The following is a 15,753-nucleotide window of genomic DNA, read 5'->3' as shown; positions in this document are numbered from 1 at the left end:
TTTCGGAGCGGGGGACCAGATGGCCCGGCGCGAAGAAACGACCAGGATGTGCGCACTGACACGGGCCGAAAAGCCCGTGGCAGAGCTGATCCGTTTCGTTCTCGGGCCGGATGGTGTATTGGTTCCCGATACGGAGGCCAAGGCCGAGGGCCGCGGCGTCTGGATCAGCCTCAACAAGGCGCTGGTCGCCGAGGCGGTCAAGAAGAAGGTCTTTGCCCGCAGCCTCAAGACCGAGGTCAAGCTGCCCGAGGACCTTCCTGGCCTGACGCAGCTCAGGCTCGAGCAGCGCTATTCCAGCGCCTTGAGCATGGCGCGCAAGGCGGGCCAGCTCACCTTTGGCGCGACCAAGGTCCGGGCACTGATCGATACGGGTGACCTGATTGCCCTGATCACCGCAACCGACGCTGCCGAGGACGGTCGCAGCAAGATGGTGGGGCCCCTGAAGGCCCTTCATTACGCGGCGCAGGAAGAAGAAATCGAAGACTTCGAAGTGCCTCATTTCGAATTGCTCAACTCAGAGCAAATGGGTTTGGCACTTGGACTGGAAAATGTGATACATGCTGCCCTCACGAGAGGGGCGGCAGCCCAAGCGGCAGTGGAAAAGGCCCGTAGACTGGCCCTTTACCTTGCCAAACCGACGGATTTGGACACCGACCGCGCTGCGGTAGACGGTGACCTTTTGCCCGAGGCCACCGACGAAAGACGCGAGATACATGGCTGATAACGACGACAAGCGCACCGACGACACTGGCGCGAAGAAGACTCTGACATTGAAGGGCGGCCCAGGCCTGGGCAATCGTCCTGGAATGTCGCGCGGTCCTTCGCGATCGACGGTGGTTGTCGAGAAGCGTACGCGCCTGGTGCCCAAGCCCAATGCGCCCGCCGCTCCGCATCGCCCTGCTCCGGCATCGGGCTCGCCATCGCAGGGTCAGCGTCCCCCTGCCGGGCGCCCCGCGCAGCAGCAGCGCGCACCGCTCGGCCTTTCGGCCGCGGAAGCCGAGGCACGCCAGCGCGCCTTGGCGCTTGCCGGCGCTCGCGCAGCCGAAGATCAGGCCCGCTTTGCGGCCGAAGAAGCGCGCCGTCTTGAAGACGATGCACGCCGCCGCCAGATCCGCGAGGAGGCCGAACGGGCCGAAGAGGCACGCCGCCAGGCTGAGACCCCTGCCGCCGCTCCGGCCCCCGAAGCTCCCGCTGCAGCGCCGCAGGCGGCAGCCCCTGCTGCCGCTCCGGCCGCTCCGGCCGCTGAAGAGCCGCGCGCACCCTATACGCCAGCTTCCCAGCGCAATCCTGGTCCGTCCAGCGTTCGCGTGGTTGCCGGCCGCCCCGGCCAGCCGCCGCGCCCGCCGCGTGCGGAGCGTCCAAGCAATACGCGTCCGGAAAGCGAACGCGGCGCCAATGCCTATATCAAGCCAGGCCAGCCTGGCGCCCGCCCGGGCGGTCCCGGTGCACGTCCCTCCGGCACGGCCGGCCGTCCGGCCGGTGAACGCCGCCCAGGCGCCGGCATGGCCCCAATCGGCAATGTGCCGCCCGCGCCGCCGAGCGAGGCCGATGGCCGCCGCACCCGTACCGGCGCTCCGCAGGTCCGCCCGACGTCGGAAGCCGAACTGGAAAATGCACGCCGCGCTTCCCGGGCGACCCCGGAACGCCCGACGCGCCGCGCCGGCGAAGACAGCAATGCCCGCGGTCGACTGACGGTCTCCAGCGCCACGACAGAAAACGATCGCGATCGCGGTCCGTCGCTGGCCGCCATGCGCCGCCGCCGCGACAAGAAGATGGGCCGCAACCAGCAGGAAGCGCCAAAGCTCAGCCGTGAAGTGACCATTCCCGAGGCTATCACCGTCCAGGAACTGGCCAACCGCATGGCCGAACGCTCCGTCACCGTCATCAAGATGCTGATGCAGCAGGGGCAGATGGCGACCATCAACGACGTGCTGGATGCCGACACGGCCGAACTGATCGCAACCGAGCTGGGCCACACGGTCAAGCGCGTGTCGGAAGCGGACGTGGAAGAAGGCCTGTTCGATATTCCGGCCGACGACAAGGCCGAGGATCTGACCGATCGTGCGCCGGTCGTGACCATCATGGGTCACGTCGACCACGGCAAGACCTCGCTGCTCGACGCGATCCGCGAAGCCAATGTCGTCAGTGGCGAAGCCGGCGGCATTACCCAGCATATCGGCGCCTACCAGGTCGAAAAGAACGGCAACAAGATCACCTTCCTCGACACCCCGGGCCACGAGGCGTTTACCGCCATGCGTGCCCGCGGCGCCCAGGCGACCGATATTGCTGTCCTGGTGGTGGCGGCCGACGACGGCGTCATGCCGCAGACCATCGAATCCATCAAGCACGCCAAGGCGGCCGGTGTTCCGATCATCGTGGCCATCAACAAGATGGACAAGCCGGAAGCCAATCCGACCCGCGTGCGAACCGAACTGCTCCAGCACGAGGTGTTCGTGGAATCGATGGGCGGTGAAGTGCTCGACGTCGAGGTTTCGGCCAAGACGCGCGACGGCCTCGACAAGCTGCTCGAAACCATCCTGCTGCAGGCCGAAGTTCTTGAGCTGCGCGTGGCCCGTGACGGCCGTGCCGAGGGTCTTGTGGTGGAAGCCAAGCTCGATCGCGGCCGCGGTGCGGTGGCGACGGTGCTGGTGCAGCGCGGTACGCTGCGCGTCGGCGACATTTTGGTCGCCGGCACCGAGTTTGCCCGCGTGCGCGCCCTGATCAATGACAAGGGCGAGCAGGTCAAGGAGGCCGGTCCATCCGTTCCGGTGGAAGTGCTGGGCTTTACCGGCGTGCCCAATGCCGGCGACCGCTTCTCTGTGGTCGAGACCGAAGCCCGTGCCCGCGAAGTCACCGAATACCGTCAGCGCGCCATCCGCGAGAAGACGGCCGGCGGCGGTGCAACCAGCCTCGAGCAGATGATGAACCAGCTCAAGACCGCTGGCATCTCCAAGTTCCCGCTGGTGATCAAGGGCGACGTGCAGGGCTCGGTGGAAGCCATCGTGGCCTCGCTCAACAAGCTCTCGACCGACGAAGTGTCGGCGCAGATCCTGTTCTCGGGCGTGGGCGGCATCACCGAATCCGACGTCACCCTGGCCTCGGCTTCGAACGCCATCGTCATCGGCTTCAACGTCCGCGCCAACAAGCAGGCGACGGACCTGGCGACCCGCGACGGCATCGAAATCCGCTACTACAACATCATCTACGACCTCGTGGATGACGTAAAGAACGCGATGTCGGGCCTGCTCAAGCCGGAGCGCCGCGAAACCTTTATCGGCAATGCCGAGATCCTCGAAGTCTTCCAGATCACCAAGGTCGGCAAGGTTGCCGGCTGCCGGATCACCGAGGGCCTCGTGGAGCGTGGTTCGGGCGTTCGCCTTATCCGCGACAACGTCGTTATCCACGAAGGCAAGCTCAAGACGCTCAAGCGCTTCAAGGACGAAGTCAAGGAAGTGCCGATGGGTCAGGAATGCGGCATGGCTTTCGAAAACTACGAAGACATGCGCGCCGGCGACGTCATTGAATGCTTCCGCGTGGAGACGGTGCAGCGCACGCTGTAGCGCCCTTCTCCACCATCGAATGCCAAGGGCGCGGTATCAACCGCGCCCTTTTTGCTGGCGGCATCACCGCTGGTCACCTTCGGGCTCGACCCGAGGGCTCTGTGCTGCTGCGCGTTGAGGGAAGTGAAGAGCCCTCGGGTCAGGCCCGAGGGTGACGATCGAATTTGCTGCGCCCAAGAAAAAAGCCCGCTCGTCGCCGAGCGGGCTTTTCGTTTTCTCCCCCGGGCCTTTGTCGCGGCAGCAGGAAACTTTGCTTCGGTGACTACGGAATCCGAAACAAGGCGCCCCGCTGCCGCGGCAGCGACCCGGGACCAGATCAGTTGATGACGGTCACGCGGGTGCCGACCGGCACGCGGTTATAGAGATCGATGATGTCCTGGTTCATCAGGCGAATGCAGCCCGAAGAGACGTTGGTGCCGATGGTGTAGGGCTCGGTCGTGCCGTGGAGGCGGAACAGCGTGTCGGCACCGTTCTTGTAGAGGTAGAGCGCGCGCGGACCCAGCGGATTGGTTGGGCCGCCTTCAAGACCGCCGGCATAAGGACCATAGCGCTCGGGCTCACGAGCGATCATGGACTTGGTGGGCGTCCAGCGCGGCCATTCCGCCTTGCGGCCGATGGTGGCTGTGCCGCGGAAAACCAGCGCTTCGGTCTTGCCGACGCCGACGCCGTAACGCAAGGCGCGACCGCCTTCCATCACGAGGTAGAGGAAGCGGTTGGGCGTATCGACAACGATGGTGCCGGGGCGCTCGGAGGTGACATAGGCCACTTCCTGGCGCCAGTATTGCGGGTCCACACGGCGCAGGTCCATGGCGGCTACGGGGAACTTCTCGTTCAGCAGCGTGCCGTACATGGCCTGATAGTAGGGGTCGATCTGCGGTTCCTGCACGGTCGGCGTGCGGGTGGAGGAACAGGCGGCCAGTGCCACAGCAGGCAGGCCAATCATGAACAAGCGACGAGAGAGCAAGACAAATCCTGGGGACAGGGGGTGACGCGAAATACTGTTGGTGGCCAATGACCTAAGCGGTGAGCAAATGCTTCGCTAGTGCAGGAAAGCCTCACTCCCCTAACACCGCGTCAACGCAGCGGTTCCTCGCACCAAAGTGATGATTTTGGAGTGTTGCGGCGGAGCCACAACAACAAAGCAGGCCCGGATCGCTCCGGGCCTGCAGGCATTCTCAGCAGAGCCTATTCGGCTGCGGCTTCCTCGCCCTTGACGATTTCCTTGCCGGTTGCCTGATCGACAACCTTCATGGACAGGCGGACCTTGCCGCGTTCGTCAAAGCCTAGGAGCTTGACCCAGACCTTGTCGCCCTCCTTGACCACGTCGGTGGTCTTGGCAACGCGCTGCTCGGCCAGCTGGCTGATATGGACCAGGCCATCCTTGGCGCCGAAGAAGTTGACGAAGGCGCCGAAATCGGCGGTCTTCACCACAGTGCCCTGGTAGATGGCGCCCACTTCGGCTTCGTCGGTGATCGAGCGGATCCACTTGATGGCCGCTTCGATCTGCGAACCGTCGGAAGACGCAATCTTGATCGTGCCGTCGTCCTCGATGTTGATCTTGGCGCCGGTCTTTTCGACGATCTCACGGATCACCTTGCCGCCGGTGCCGATCACTTCACGGATCTTGTCGGTCGGGATCTTCATGGTCTCGATGCGCGGAGCGAACTCGCCGACTTCGCCACGCGAAGCCGAAATCGCCTTGTTCATCTCGCCCAGGATGTGGATACGGCCGCCCTTGGCCTGCTCGAGGGCGATCTTCATGATCTCCTCGGTAATGCCGGCGATCTTGATATCCATCTGGAGCGAGGTGATGCCCTGGTCGGTGCCGGCCACCTTGAAGTCCATGTCGCCGAGGTGATCTTCGTCACCGAGAATGTCGCTAAGAACAGCGAACTTCTCGCCTTCGAGGATCAGGCCCATGGCGATACCGGCCACTGGACGCGCCAGCGGCACGCCGGCATCCATCAGCGCCAGCGAGGTGCCGCAGACGGTCGCCATCGAGGACGAGCCGTTAGACTCGGTGATCTCCGACACGATGCGGATCGTATAGGGGAATTCCTCGACCGAAGGACGGATCGGGTTGATGGCGCGCCAGGCGAGCTTGCCATGACCGATTTCGCGGCGGCCGGGCGAACCCATGCGGCCAGCTTCACCCACCGAATAGGGAGGGAAGTTGTAGTGCAGAAGGAAGTTCTGCTTCTGGGTGCCTTCCAGCGAGTCGACGAATTGCTCGTCTTCGCCGGTGCCGAGGGTCGCCACGACGAGGGCCTGGGTTTCACCGCGGGTGAACAGGGCCGAGCCGTGGGTGCGGGGGAGAACGCCGACTTCCGAAACGATGGGGCGGACGGTCTTGAGATCACGACCGTCGATGCGCAGACCGGTGTCGAGCACGTTCCAGCGCACGATCTTGGCCTGGAGGTTGTGGATCACTTCGCCGAGGTCTTCGGCAGAGACTTCACCGGCTTCGATCTTGGCGGCGAAGGCTTCCTTGACGGCCTTCTTTGCAGCGTCGACCGCGGCGTAGCGATCTTCCTTCTTGGTGATCTTGTAGGCGGCGCGGAGGTCAGCCTCGGCAACCTTGAGCACTTCGGCTTCAAGCGCCGAGTAGTCGGGGGCCTGGAAGTCACGCGGCTCCTTGGCGGCCAGTTCGGCCAGCTTGATGATGGCTTCGATGACCTTGCGCGACTCGGCATGGCCGAACATCACGGCGCCGAGCATCACTTCTTCGCTCAGTTCCTTGGCTTCGGACTCAACCATCAGCACGGCGTCTTCGGTGCCGGCCATGACGAGATCGAGCTTGGATTCCGAGCGCCGATCGACGGGGAGATTAAGGACGTACTGGCCATCGACATAGCCGACGCGGGCGGCGCCGATCGGACCCATGAAGGGGACGCCCGAAATGGTCAGGGCTGCGGAGGCCGCGACCATGGCGAGAACGTCGGGATTGTTTTCCATGTCGTGCTGGAGAACGGTGACGACCACCTGGGTCTCGTTCTTGTAGCCTTCAGGGAAAAGGGGGCGGATCGGGCGGTCGATGAGGCGCGAGACGAGGGTCTCGTTCTCAGTCGGACGGCCTTCGCGCTTGAAGTAGCCGCCGGGGATCTTGCCGGCAGCGAAGTACTTTTCCTGGTAGTTGACGGTCAGCGGGAAGAAGTCCTGGCCGGGCTTGGCGGACTTGGCGCTGACAACGGTGGCCAGCAGCACGGTCTCGCCCAGAGTGGCGAGCACGGCGCCATCGGCCTGGCGGGCCATCTTGCCGGTTTCGAGCGTCAGGGGCTGACCGCCCCAGTTGAGCTCGACCTTGTGGTAGTCAAAATTGATCGTCGACATCGTATCGTCTTTCCATTCTGCCGGTGAGCGGGAACACGGGGGCGTAGCAATCCCCGCGAACTCAAACCGGTGCGCCCGCACCCGGCGGCACACCCCATGTGTGACGCGGGCTCAAAAAGAGGCGCTGTTGCATCTGGCGGAGACGAAACATGGGCAAGACAACAAGCAGCTCCCGGTGGTGTTCGGGCGCCTCACGGATCAAAACCAAGAGCTGATTTTGCGAGCGTGAGGCGAGGGAGCGGCCAATAATCCTGCCATGCTCCGGCTATCGCCGGTCTACGCTGATCGCCTTCTCAGTGCCATTCGGCAGCGCTTGAACAAGGCGACGGCGGATGCGGGTAGCCCCGCATCCGCAAGAGTGAATTGCGCTATTAGCGGCGCAGACCCAGCTTTTCGATCAGGGTCTTGTAGCGAGCCTCGTCGACCTTCTTGACGTAGTCAAGCAGGCGGCGACGGGTCGATACCAGCTTCAGCAGGCCGCGGCGGGAGTGATTGTCCTTGCTGTGGCCCTTGAAGTGTTCGGTAAGGTTGGCAATGCGCTCGGAGAGGATCGCGACCTGGACTTCCGGCGAACCGGTATCGTTGGCCTTGGTTGCGTATTCCTGGATGAGTTCGCTTTTGCGTTCCGGAGTGATCGACATCGGACTATCCCTTCTGATGGAGGATTGGGTCGCCCCGGCCGGGATGTCGTCCAGGCGGGGCCATGAAAGTCCTGGCCCGGAGGCCATGACAGCGGCGTCTATAGTGGAAATGTGGCGACAATGCCAGAGCTATTGGGCTGCCGGCGCCCGCGATGCGCTGCCTAGACCGTGTTCGGGGTCTACCGCTTGCGCCGGAATGGCAAAGCGCCATTCGATGCCGTTTTCGTGGCCGAGCCGCTCGACCTCGGCGCCCAGCGAACGGCCGACCATGGACTTGAGCACGGTGGTGCCAAAGCCAGTGCGTTCGCCGAACACGACCGGATGGCTTACGGTTTCCAGCCATACCAGGTGGAGCGTGTCGTCGGCCAAGCTCCAGGTGACGGACAGCTTGCCGCTGTCATCGGCGAAGGCACCGTATTTGACGGCATTGGTTGAAAGCTCGTGCAGCGCCATACCTAGGATTTGCGCGGACTGCGCGTTTATGCGGATCTGAGGGCCGCAGAGATGGACGCGGCCGGGATCTACGGGGCTGAAGGTGGCGATCTGGCTTTCGATCAGTTCACCCAAAAGAACCCCCTCGCGTCCGTGGGCCATCAGCAGGTCGGTCGAGCGCGAGAGACCCAGGATGCGCTTTTCGAAGGCTTGAACGTAGCTTGGCACATCCTCGGCGCTTCGCCCGGTCTGCTTGGCCATGGCGGTGATCACCGTCATCTGGTTCTTGGAGCGGTGCGCTACTTCGCGCATGAGGAAATTCACTTCGCGCTCCGCTTCCTGCCGGTTGAGCGATGCTTGCGCCAGGGCTTCGGACACTTCGGCAATCTCAGACACGGGGTAGGAATGGGCTTGCACGAGTTCGCCGGCGCCCATGCGCCGCGCGTCGCGGGCCAGACCGCTGACCGAGCCGCCGATCAGCCGGCTGACCCAGAACATGGCGGCGACGATCAGGCTGAGCAGAAGGATGCCGCCGGCAACGAGCAGCAGGAGCGCCGTCATCAGGGGTTGGGTGATGAGCGAGGTCGGGGCCCAGGCCACCAGGCGCCATCCGGTGCTGGCGGACCGCTGGATCACGCCAAGGGCGCTTCCGGAGGTCGTTTCGATCTCCTGCCAACCCACTGCGAAGCGCTGCGCCATGGGATCGAAGCCGGAGAGGAACTCCCCGACATTGGCCACTCCGGCACTGGCGGCCAGCACCCGTCCGTCATTGTCCAGAAGTGCCGAGTTCCAGCCGGCCGGCAGGCTGTTGGCCGAGAGCGTGGATGCCAGGTTTTGCGCCCGCTGGTTGAGGGCGATGAGTTTCTTGCCGTAGCGGCCGAGGTCGACCGGCAGGAGGATATTGTAGACCCACTGCTTGGAAATGTTGCCAAAGACGAGATCCGTCACCACGACTGAATTGGTCTCGAAGGCCCTGGTTGCTGCCTCTTTATCGCCCACTTGGCTGGGCGGGGCATCGTAGGGCACCCGGGTGCTGGCGAAGGTCGCCATGTCCTCGTTGACGATGAACAGGTGCGTTTCAGTGTCGGATAGGGCCGCCTTGCTCCGGTTATAGAAGCCGCGGAAATCGCCCTCGATCAGTGCAGGGGTGCCAGCCAGGACGTGCAGGGTCGTGGTGTTGGCCGCAATTTCGCGCTCCACCGCCTGGATGATGGAGCGGGTGGTCGCGACAATAAAGGTTTCGACAACTTCTTCCTGGGCGGCCTGGTAGCGCTGGATCAGAACGCCGGCGAACAGGAAGCTGGGCACGACGCTGATGACGGCCAGCGCGACAAGATATTGCACAATCGAGCGACGGCCCAATCGACGTTCCAAGCTGCCGTCACTCGCCTCAGTCATACTCGCCCGCAACTCGCCGGCGATAACCCGATGTGGCAGCGGGCGATTCGCTCGGCACCGCCGATGAGGCGACCATAACGGCTTTAGGCCTTTGCGGGCAATCGCAAAGGCCTAAAGGTCGCCAAAGTGGCTCGCTTAGTAGTTTGCCGGCGGATCGCTGGCCGGGAAGCTTTCATCGACGGCTTCGTCTTGCTGGTCCCACTCTTGCGGTTTGTCGGCGTGCGATTCCTCGCCGGCGTCGCGCACCTGAACCGGGGACGTCTTGGGGCCGGGTTTCTTGCCGTCCTTCATGGCGGCTGCATCGTCAGTCTTGTGGGTCTCTGTCATTGCAAGCTCCCGTTGTCTTCCCGGTAAACCCGCTGGACGCAGTCAAGGTTGCAGGCTCTTTGAGTCCAAGCCTGCCATTCGGCCATAGCCTCATGGCCTACTCGGCTTGAAAGGCTTCACTGGAGCCTTTCAGCGGCTATGCCGCACACCTCGAAGTCTGGTAAGAGCGGGCCATGACTGAGACGCGCTCAAATACCAAGAAGCTGTTCATCAAGACCTATGGGTGCCAGATGAACGTTTATGACAGCGACCGCATGATGGACGCCCTGGCGCCGCATGGCTACGAGACCACGCTGGACATGACGCAGGCGGACCTGGTGCTGCTCAATACCTGCCATATCCGCGAAAAGGCCTCGGAAAAGGTGTTCTCCGAGCTCGGGCGCCTAAAGGAGCTGCAAACCGAGCGGCGTGCCTTGGGCGGCGACATGATGATCGGCGTTGCCGGCTGCGTGGCGCAGGCGGAGGGCGAGGAAATTGCCCGCCGCGCACCCGTGGTCGACATGGTGTTCGGGCCGCAGGCCTACCACAAGCTGCCCGACATGCTGGCGCAGGCCGAAGCGCAAAGGCACATGCACCCGGCGCTCAAGAAGGCGGTGATCGACACCGACTTCCCGGAGGAAGACAAGTTCGACCACCTGCCCCTGGCGCAAAAGGAAGTCACCATCAAGCGGGGGCTGACCGCGTTCCTGACCGTCCAGGAGGGTTGCGACAAGTTCTGCTCGTTCTGCGTCGTTCCCTATACGCGCGGCGCCGAAGTCTCGCGCCCGGTGGCGCAGGTTCTGGCCGAGGCGCGCAACCTGGTCGATGCGGGCGTCAAGGAGCTCACCCTTCTTGGCCAGAACGTCAACGCCTACCATGGCGACGACAACGGCCGTGTGGTGGGCCTGGGCGAACTCGCCTACCGACTGGCGGAAATCCCCGGCCTCGAGCGGCTTCGCTACACGACCAGCCATCCGCGCGACATGGATGACGCCCTGATCGCGGCGCATCGCGACCTCGACATCCTGATGCCCTATCTCCACCTGCCGGTGCAGTCGGGATCGGACACGATCCTTCGGGCGATGAACCGTCGCCACACCGCCGCCGACTACCTGCGCGTGATTGAGCGCATCAAGACGGCGCGTCCGGATATGGCGCTTTCGGGCGACTTCATCGTCGGTTTCCCCGGCGAGACCGACCAGGATTTCGAAGACACGCTCCGCATTATCCGCGACGTCGGCTATGCCTCGGCCTACTCATTCAAATATTCAACCCGCCCGGGCACGCCGGGCGCGAACCTGGGCGATCAGGTCGCCGAAGAGGTCAAGACGGAGCGGCTCTACCGCCTGCAGGAACTGGTCAATCAGCAGACCGCCGCCTTCCACCAGAGCTGCGTCGGCAAGACCCTGCCCGTGCTGATCGAGCGGCCCGGCCGCATGCCGGGGCAGGTCGGGGGGCGCTCGCCTTACCTGCAGGCAGTGCATCTGGAAGGATCAATCGAGCTGATCGGGGCCATCCACCAGGTAGACATTATCGGCACCAGCACCAATTCGCTGGTTGGCCGGCTCAAGATGGCGGTAGCCGCCTGATCAGCCCGAGGCGCCGGGACGGCTCATCGTGTCTTCGATGCGCTCGACGATAGGGTCGTAGCGGGATTTATCCCGCTTGGGATAGCTGATCTCGAAAGCGGAGAAGCTGTTGCCGTCTTCGGCAAGCATGACCTTGGTGTAAAAGATCAGAGGCTCGCTTTGCGGCGTGTCGGGTGCATAGTCTCCGGACAGGACGAACCAGGAATCGCCGCCGGTCTGGTAGGTGATTGTCCGGATCTGCTCGCCGGTGGACAAGCGCTCGGCAAACTGTTCCAGCGTCAAGCCCGGCGCTTCGCCGCCATAGATGCTGAGCTGACCCTGCCCGCCTGTCTCAGCCAGGGTCATGCCCGCTCCTGCATCGCCCTCGAGCGGCTCGAACATGCCCAAGGGGAGATCGACGGAAAAGCGGAACTCGGGGTCCACATAGCTCGTCCAGGCAATGTCCTGCGCCATCGCCGCCATGGGCAGCAACAGGGTTATGGCAGTCGCGCGCATTGAAGTGTGCAGCATGGGGCGGTCCTCGTCGCCGAGCAACGCGCGGCGGCATTGTTCGATCCACAGGGGCGACCCCGCTGCCGCCGGCGCCAACAAGCGGGCAGGCCGCCCTTGCCGCAATCCACAGCAGTCACAATATTGCTACAGACAAGGGACCCAAATCGTCCTAGCGTCGTTCACAGCGACAGGCGCAGTCCGCGCCATTCCCTCCGGGAGCCACACAAGTTTGAGCAGGCATTTGTCACCGACAGCAGACAACGCACTCGCATCGCAACTCGAACTCGCTTTTGAAGATAATCGCTTGGCGGCCCAGCTCTATGGCGATTTCGACCAGAACCTTGCCCTGATCGAACAACGGCTCAAGGTGTCGGCTACGCCGCGCGGGAACCACGTCCTCCTCAAGGGTGCGGCCTCGGCGGTGGACCAGGCAAGGCGCGTGCTGGAATCGCTCTATGGATCGCTCGAAGAAGGCCGCACGGTCGACATTTCGGATGTGGATGGCGTCATCCGCATGATCGAAACCGAAGATTCCCAGCTCACCTTGCCGACACTGGAGCGCAAGGGCAAGGTGCGCATGGCCCAGATCGCTACGCGCAAATCCACCATTGTCGCGCGCACGCCGGCGCAGGACGCCTATATGCGCGCCATGGAGCGGAGCGAACTGGTGTTCGGCGTTGGCCCGGCCGGTACGGGCAAGACCTATCTTGCCGTCGCGCATGCCGCCTCGCTTCTCGAACGCGGCGACATCAACCGCATCATCCTGTCGCGTCCGGCGGTGGAAGCCGGCGAACGCCTGGGTTTCCTGCCCGGCGACATGAAGGAGAAGGTCGACCCCTACCTTCGTCCGCTCTATGACGCGCTTTACGACATGATGAAGCCCGAAAATGTCGAGCGCTGCATCACATCGGGCATTATCGAAGTGGCGCCGCTGGCCTTCATGCGCGGCCGGACGCTGGCCAATGCCGTGGTGATCCTCGACGAGGCGCAAAACACCACCTCGATGCAGATGAAGATGTTTCTGACCCGCCTGGGCGAGAACTCCAAGATGATCGTCACCGGCGACCCGACCCAGGTCGACCTGCCCCGTGGCGAGAAGTCGGGGCTGGTGGAAGCCGTGCAATTGCTGGATGGCGTCGAAGGCGTGCATATATCGCGCTTCAACGACAAGGATGTGGTGCGCCATGCTCTGGTCGGCCGCATCGTGCGGGCCTATGAAGCCGACAGTGCCCGGCGGCTGGCCGAGAAGGATCGCGAGACGGAAGGTCTTGCCCGTACGCTTGGCGTTGCTCCGCGAGTGTGAGGGTGACAACCCGCGATGTCATTCCGGCGAAGGCCGGAATCCATGCGGTGACCTCCTCCCCGCCGGGTGTTGCGGCTAGTTACGGTTATGGATCCCGGCCTTCGCCGGGATGACACCGTAGAAGAATTCAGAGATCGATGGCAGAAACGACGTCCCCCATTGAAATTGCCGTCATCGTCAATGACGAGGCCTGGCCCGAAAACCTCGAGGCGCGGGCCGAAGAGGCCGTCCGAGCCGCGCTTGCGCTTGCCAAGCCCAAAGTCAAAGGGGCGGCCGAGTTGTCGATCCTCCTCACCAATGATGAGGAGCAGCATGAACTCAACCGCCAGTGGCGCGGCAAGGACAGCTCGACCAACGTCCTGAGCTTTCCGCAGATCGAGCCCTTCGGACCTGTGGTGGGTATCTTGGGCGACATTACCCTGGCGCGGGAAACGCTGATCCGGGAAGCCGAGGAACAGGGCGTGAGCTTCGAGGCGCATTTCACCCACCTTGTGGTGCACGGCTTTCTCCATATCCTGGGCTATGACCACCTCACCGATGAGGAGGCCGCCGAGATGGAGGGCCTCGAGACCCGCATATTGGCCACATTGGGGGTAGAGGACCCCTATGCCGATTAGCGCGGCGGTCCTATATTGACCCTACGATTTCTCCTTAGAGGATAGATGCCGCCTCCGGGTGGCGCAGCAGATGAACGACAGCGACAGTACGGGCCCGCTGGCCCCTCCCAATCCCGAGCCTCCTTCTAGTCCCGCCTCCGTTCTTGGACGGGGGCCGTCCATCCTGAACCGCATCCGGGCCATGCTGGCCCGCAGCACGGTTTCCCTGCGCGACGACCTGCAGGTCGCTCTCGAAGAGCAGGGCAGTGCCGAAACGGCGGATTTTTCGGAAAGCGAACGCACGATCCTCCAGAACGTGCTCAAGCTCTCCAATGTGTCGGTTGCCGACGTGATGGTGGAGCGATCCGACATCCAGGCTATCGAGGCCGACGTCAATCTGGGGACGCTGATCGCCAAGTTCCGCCAGGTCCGCCATTCGCGCCTCCCGGTCTACGACGACAATCTCGACAACATCCTGGGCTTCATCCACGTCAAGGACGCGCTGGCCAAGATCACCGACCCGGTCACCGATCCCGAAAAGGAAGTGCCGGTCAAGCTGATGTCGACCGTGCTCAAGCAGAAGATCATCAAGCTCGACATTACCCGCGACGCGATGTTCGTGCCCACCTTCATGCCGGTGGGCGATCTCCTCCAGTCCATGCGCGCCTCGCGCGTCCATATGGCCATTGTCATCGACGAATATGGCGGCACCGACGGGCTGGTGACCATCGAAGACCTGCTCGAGGCCGTGGTCGGCGAGATCGAGGACGAGCATGATGAGCTCGCCGCTTCGCTGATCCGCAAGGTTGGTGCCGATACCTATATCGCCGACGCCAGGGCCGAGCTCAGCGACGTGCAGAAGTTGATCGGGCCTGAATTCGACCCGGGCGACTATGCGGAAGACGTCGACACGATTGGCGGGTTGGTGTTCGACCTAGCCGGCCACGTGCCCAAGCGCGGCGAAAAGGTCAGCAAGCTCGAAGGCTTCGAGTTCGAGATCCTTGCCGCCGACAGCCGCCGAATTAAGCGCTTGCGCATCCGCCGCAAACGCGAAGAGGCGGTTGAGCCGCTGGCGATCACGGATCAGCGCACGCCGGAACAAAAGGCGGCGGCGGAGTGAGGAATTGGGGCGACATGGGCTGTCGGGCATGGCTACATCCACGGCCATGAGAAATTCCGATCGTCACCCTCTGGCTTGACCCGAGGCTCTGAACTTACTGCGACGCCTGCAAGTGCAACGCCCTCGGGTCAAGCCCGAGGGTGACGGCTGGTGGGTTGAACGGCATCGCATGGCCAGCAGGAAAAACTAAGGGCCCAGCGGTTTCCCACTGAGCCCCCGGCTTGCTGCTTAACTGGTGGCGCGCTGCCATTAGGGCGTAGCCCTCGTGGCTTTGAGCGCCAAACTCACGCCACTGGCGTGATTTTCGCGCGCTCAAACTTGCTGAACGGCTTCGACGCCGGGGACGAAATGGCGGAGCAGGTTCTCGATGCCGCTCTTGAGCGTAGCGGTCGAGGAGGGGCAGCCCGAGCAGGCGCCCTGCATGTGGAGGAAGACAGTGCCTTCCTTGAAGCCCTTGAAGATGATGTCGCCGCCATCCATCGCCACCGCCGGGCGGACGCGGGTCGCCAGCAGTTCCTTGATCACCTCGACGGTTTCGCCGTCTTCTTCATCGAAGAATTCGTCGACCTCATCGAAATTGGCCACATCCACGCCGCCCTCGACGATCACCGGCTTGCCGGAGAGGAAATGGTCCATGATGACGCCAAGGATGGCTGGCTTGATATGGGCCCAATTGGTGTCGTCCTTGGTGACCGAGATGAAGTCGGAGCCCAGGAACACGCCGGTCACGCCAGAAATGGCGAAGAGACCCTGTGCCAGCGGCGAATTGGCCGCCGCTTCGGGGCCACGGAAGTCGCGCGGTTCACCCTGGAGCACGTCGCGGCCGGGCAGGAACTTCAAGGTCGCTGGGTTCGGTGTGGCTTCGGTCTGGATGAACATCGGGGCGCCTTGAGCAATTAGAACGTTTCTAAAATAGTCTTTCCTGCCGCAGGTGCAAGCGGCTTTTGCGACCTTCCGCCTCATTGGAGCGCGGGGCTTGCATGCGC

General features: G+C 63.3%; 13 protein-coding genes. 6 read left to right on the top strand and 7 right to left on the bottom strand.

The genetic code is table 11. The features are described 5' to 3' along the window. Positions 1-19 precede the first annotated feature (19 nt). Positions 20-721, top strand: coding sequence for an RNA-binding protein (locus VIL88_RS09845; RefSeq protein WP_331988256.1), 702 nt, complete (start codon positions 20-22; stop codon positions 719-721). Beyond that, entirely contained in the window at positions 714-3,560 is a 2,847-nt protein-coding gene (infB, locus tag VIL88_RS09840) for a translation initiation factor IF-2 (protein ID WP_331988254.1), read from the top strand. The genes VIL88_RS09845 and infB overlap by 8 nt, the downstream gene beginning before the upstream one ends. A 316-nt stretch (positions 3,561-3,876) precedes the next feature. On the opposite strand, the gene VIL88_RS09835 is transcribed toward infB, so the two are convergent. The 5 genes from VIL88_RS09835 to VIL88_RS09815 all read right to left on the bottom strand — a co-directional run bounded on the left by VIL88_RS09835 (position 3,877) and on the right by VIL88_RS09815 (position 9,688). Continuing rightward, positions 3,877-4,503 (bottom strand): L,D-transpeptidase, encoded by a 627-nt coding sequence (locus VIL88_RS09835; RefSeq protein WP_331988662.1) that lies wholly within the window; start codon positions 4,501-4,503, stop codon positions 3,877-3,879. 242 nt (positions 4,504-4,745) lie between these two features. After that, positions 4,746-6,890 (bottom strand): polyribonucleotide nucleotidyltransferase, encoded by a 2,145-nt coding sequence (gene pnp / locus VIL88_RS09830; RefSeq protein WP_331988252.1) that lies wholly within the window; start codon positions 6,888-6,890, stop codon positions 4,746-4,748. A gap of 371 nt (positions 6,891-7,261) precedes the next feature. Next, complete coding sequence (rpsO, locus tag VIL88_RS09825) at positions 7,262-7,531, bottom strand: 30S ribosomal protein S15 (protein ID WP_331988250.1); 270 nt, start codon at positions 7,529-7,531, stop codon at positions 7,262-7,264. Between the two features lie 129 nt (positions 7,532-7,660). Beyond that, positions 7,661-9,325 (bottom strand): sensor histidine kinase, encoded by a 1,665-nt coding sequence (locus tag VIL88_RS09820; RefSeq protein ID WP_331988248.1) that lies wholly within the window; start codon positions 9,323-9,325, stop codon positions 7,661-7,663. A gap of 171 nt (positions 9,326-9,496) precedes the next feature. Further along, the gene (locus VIL88_RS09815; RefSeq protein WP_331988246.1) at positions 9,497-9,688 is read right to left on the bottom strand and encodes a hypothetical protein; all 192 of its coding nucleotides are present in this window, start codon (positions 9,686-9,688) and stop codon (positions 9,497-9,499) included. 173 nt (positions 9,689-9,861) lie between these two features. On the opposite strand from VIL88_RS09815, the gene miaB reads away from it, so the two are divergent. Then, positions 9,862-11,256, top strand: a complete 1,395-nt coding sequence (miaB, locus tag VIL88_RS09810; RefSeq protein ID WP_331988244.1) for a tRNA (N6-isopentenyl adenosine(37)-C2)-methylthiotransferase MiaB — start codon at positions 9,862-9,864, stop codon at positions 11,254-11,256. On the opposite strand, the gene VIL88_RS09805 is transcribed toward miaB, so the two are convergent. Then, positions 11,257-11,766, bottom strand: coding sequence for a hypothetical protein (locus VIL88_RS09805; RefSeq protein WP_331988242.1), 510 nt, complete (start codon positions 11,764-11,766; stop codon positions 11,257-11,259). It lies immediately after the preceding gene. 211 nt (positions 11,767-11,977) lie between these two features. Here VIL88_RS09805 and VIL88_RS09800 point away from each other — a divergent pair, with 211 nt between their 5' ends. From VIL88_RS09800 to VIL88_RS09790, 3 genes are all read left to right on the top strand, one after another. Beyond that, positions 11,978-13,051, top strand: a complete 1,074-nt coding sequence (locus VIL88_RS09800; RefSeq protein ID WP_331988240.1) for a PhoH family protein — start codon at positions 11,978-11,980, stop codon at positions 13,049-13,051. A 137-nt stretch (positions 13,052-13,188) separates the two neighbouring features. Beyond that, the gene (ybeY, locus tag VIL88_RS09795; RefSeq protein ID WP_331988238.1) at positions 13,189-13,668 is read left to right on the top strand and encodes an rRNA maturation RNase YbeY; all 480 of its coding nucleotides are present in this window, start codon (positions 13,189-13,191) and stop codon (positions 13,666-13,668) included. A gap of 70 nt (positions 13,669-13,738) precedes the next feature. Then, positions 13,739-14,767, top strand: a complete 1,029-nt coding sequence (locus tag VIL88_RS09790) for a hemolysin family protein (protein WP_331988236.1) — start codon at positions 13,739-13,741, stop codon at positions 14,765-14,767. Positions 14,768-15,079: 312 nt separating this feature from the next. Here VIL88_RS09790 and VIL88_RS09785 read toward each other — a convergent pair whose 3' ends face one another. Then, positions 15,080-15,646, bottom strand: coding sequence for a NifU family protein (locus VIL88_RS09785; RefSeq protein ID WP_331988234.1), 567 nt, complete (start codon positions 15,644-15,646; stop codon positions 15,080-15,082). Positions 15,647-15,753: the final 107 nt, after the last annotated feature.

The sequence above is a fragment of the Devosia sp. genome (genome assembly GCF_036563435.1).
GTDB lineage: Bacteria > Pseudomonadota > Alphaproteobacteria > Rhizobiales > Devosiaceae > Devosia.
This window is presented reverse-complemented; position numbering and strand designations above follow the sequence as displayed.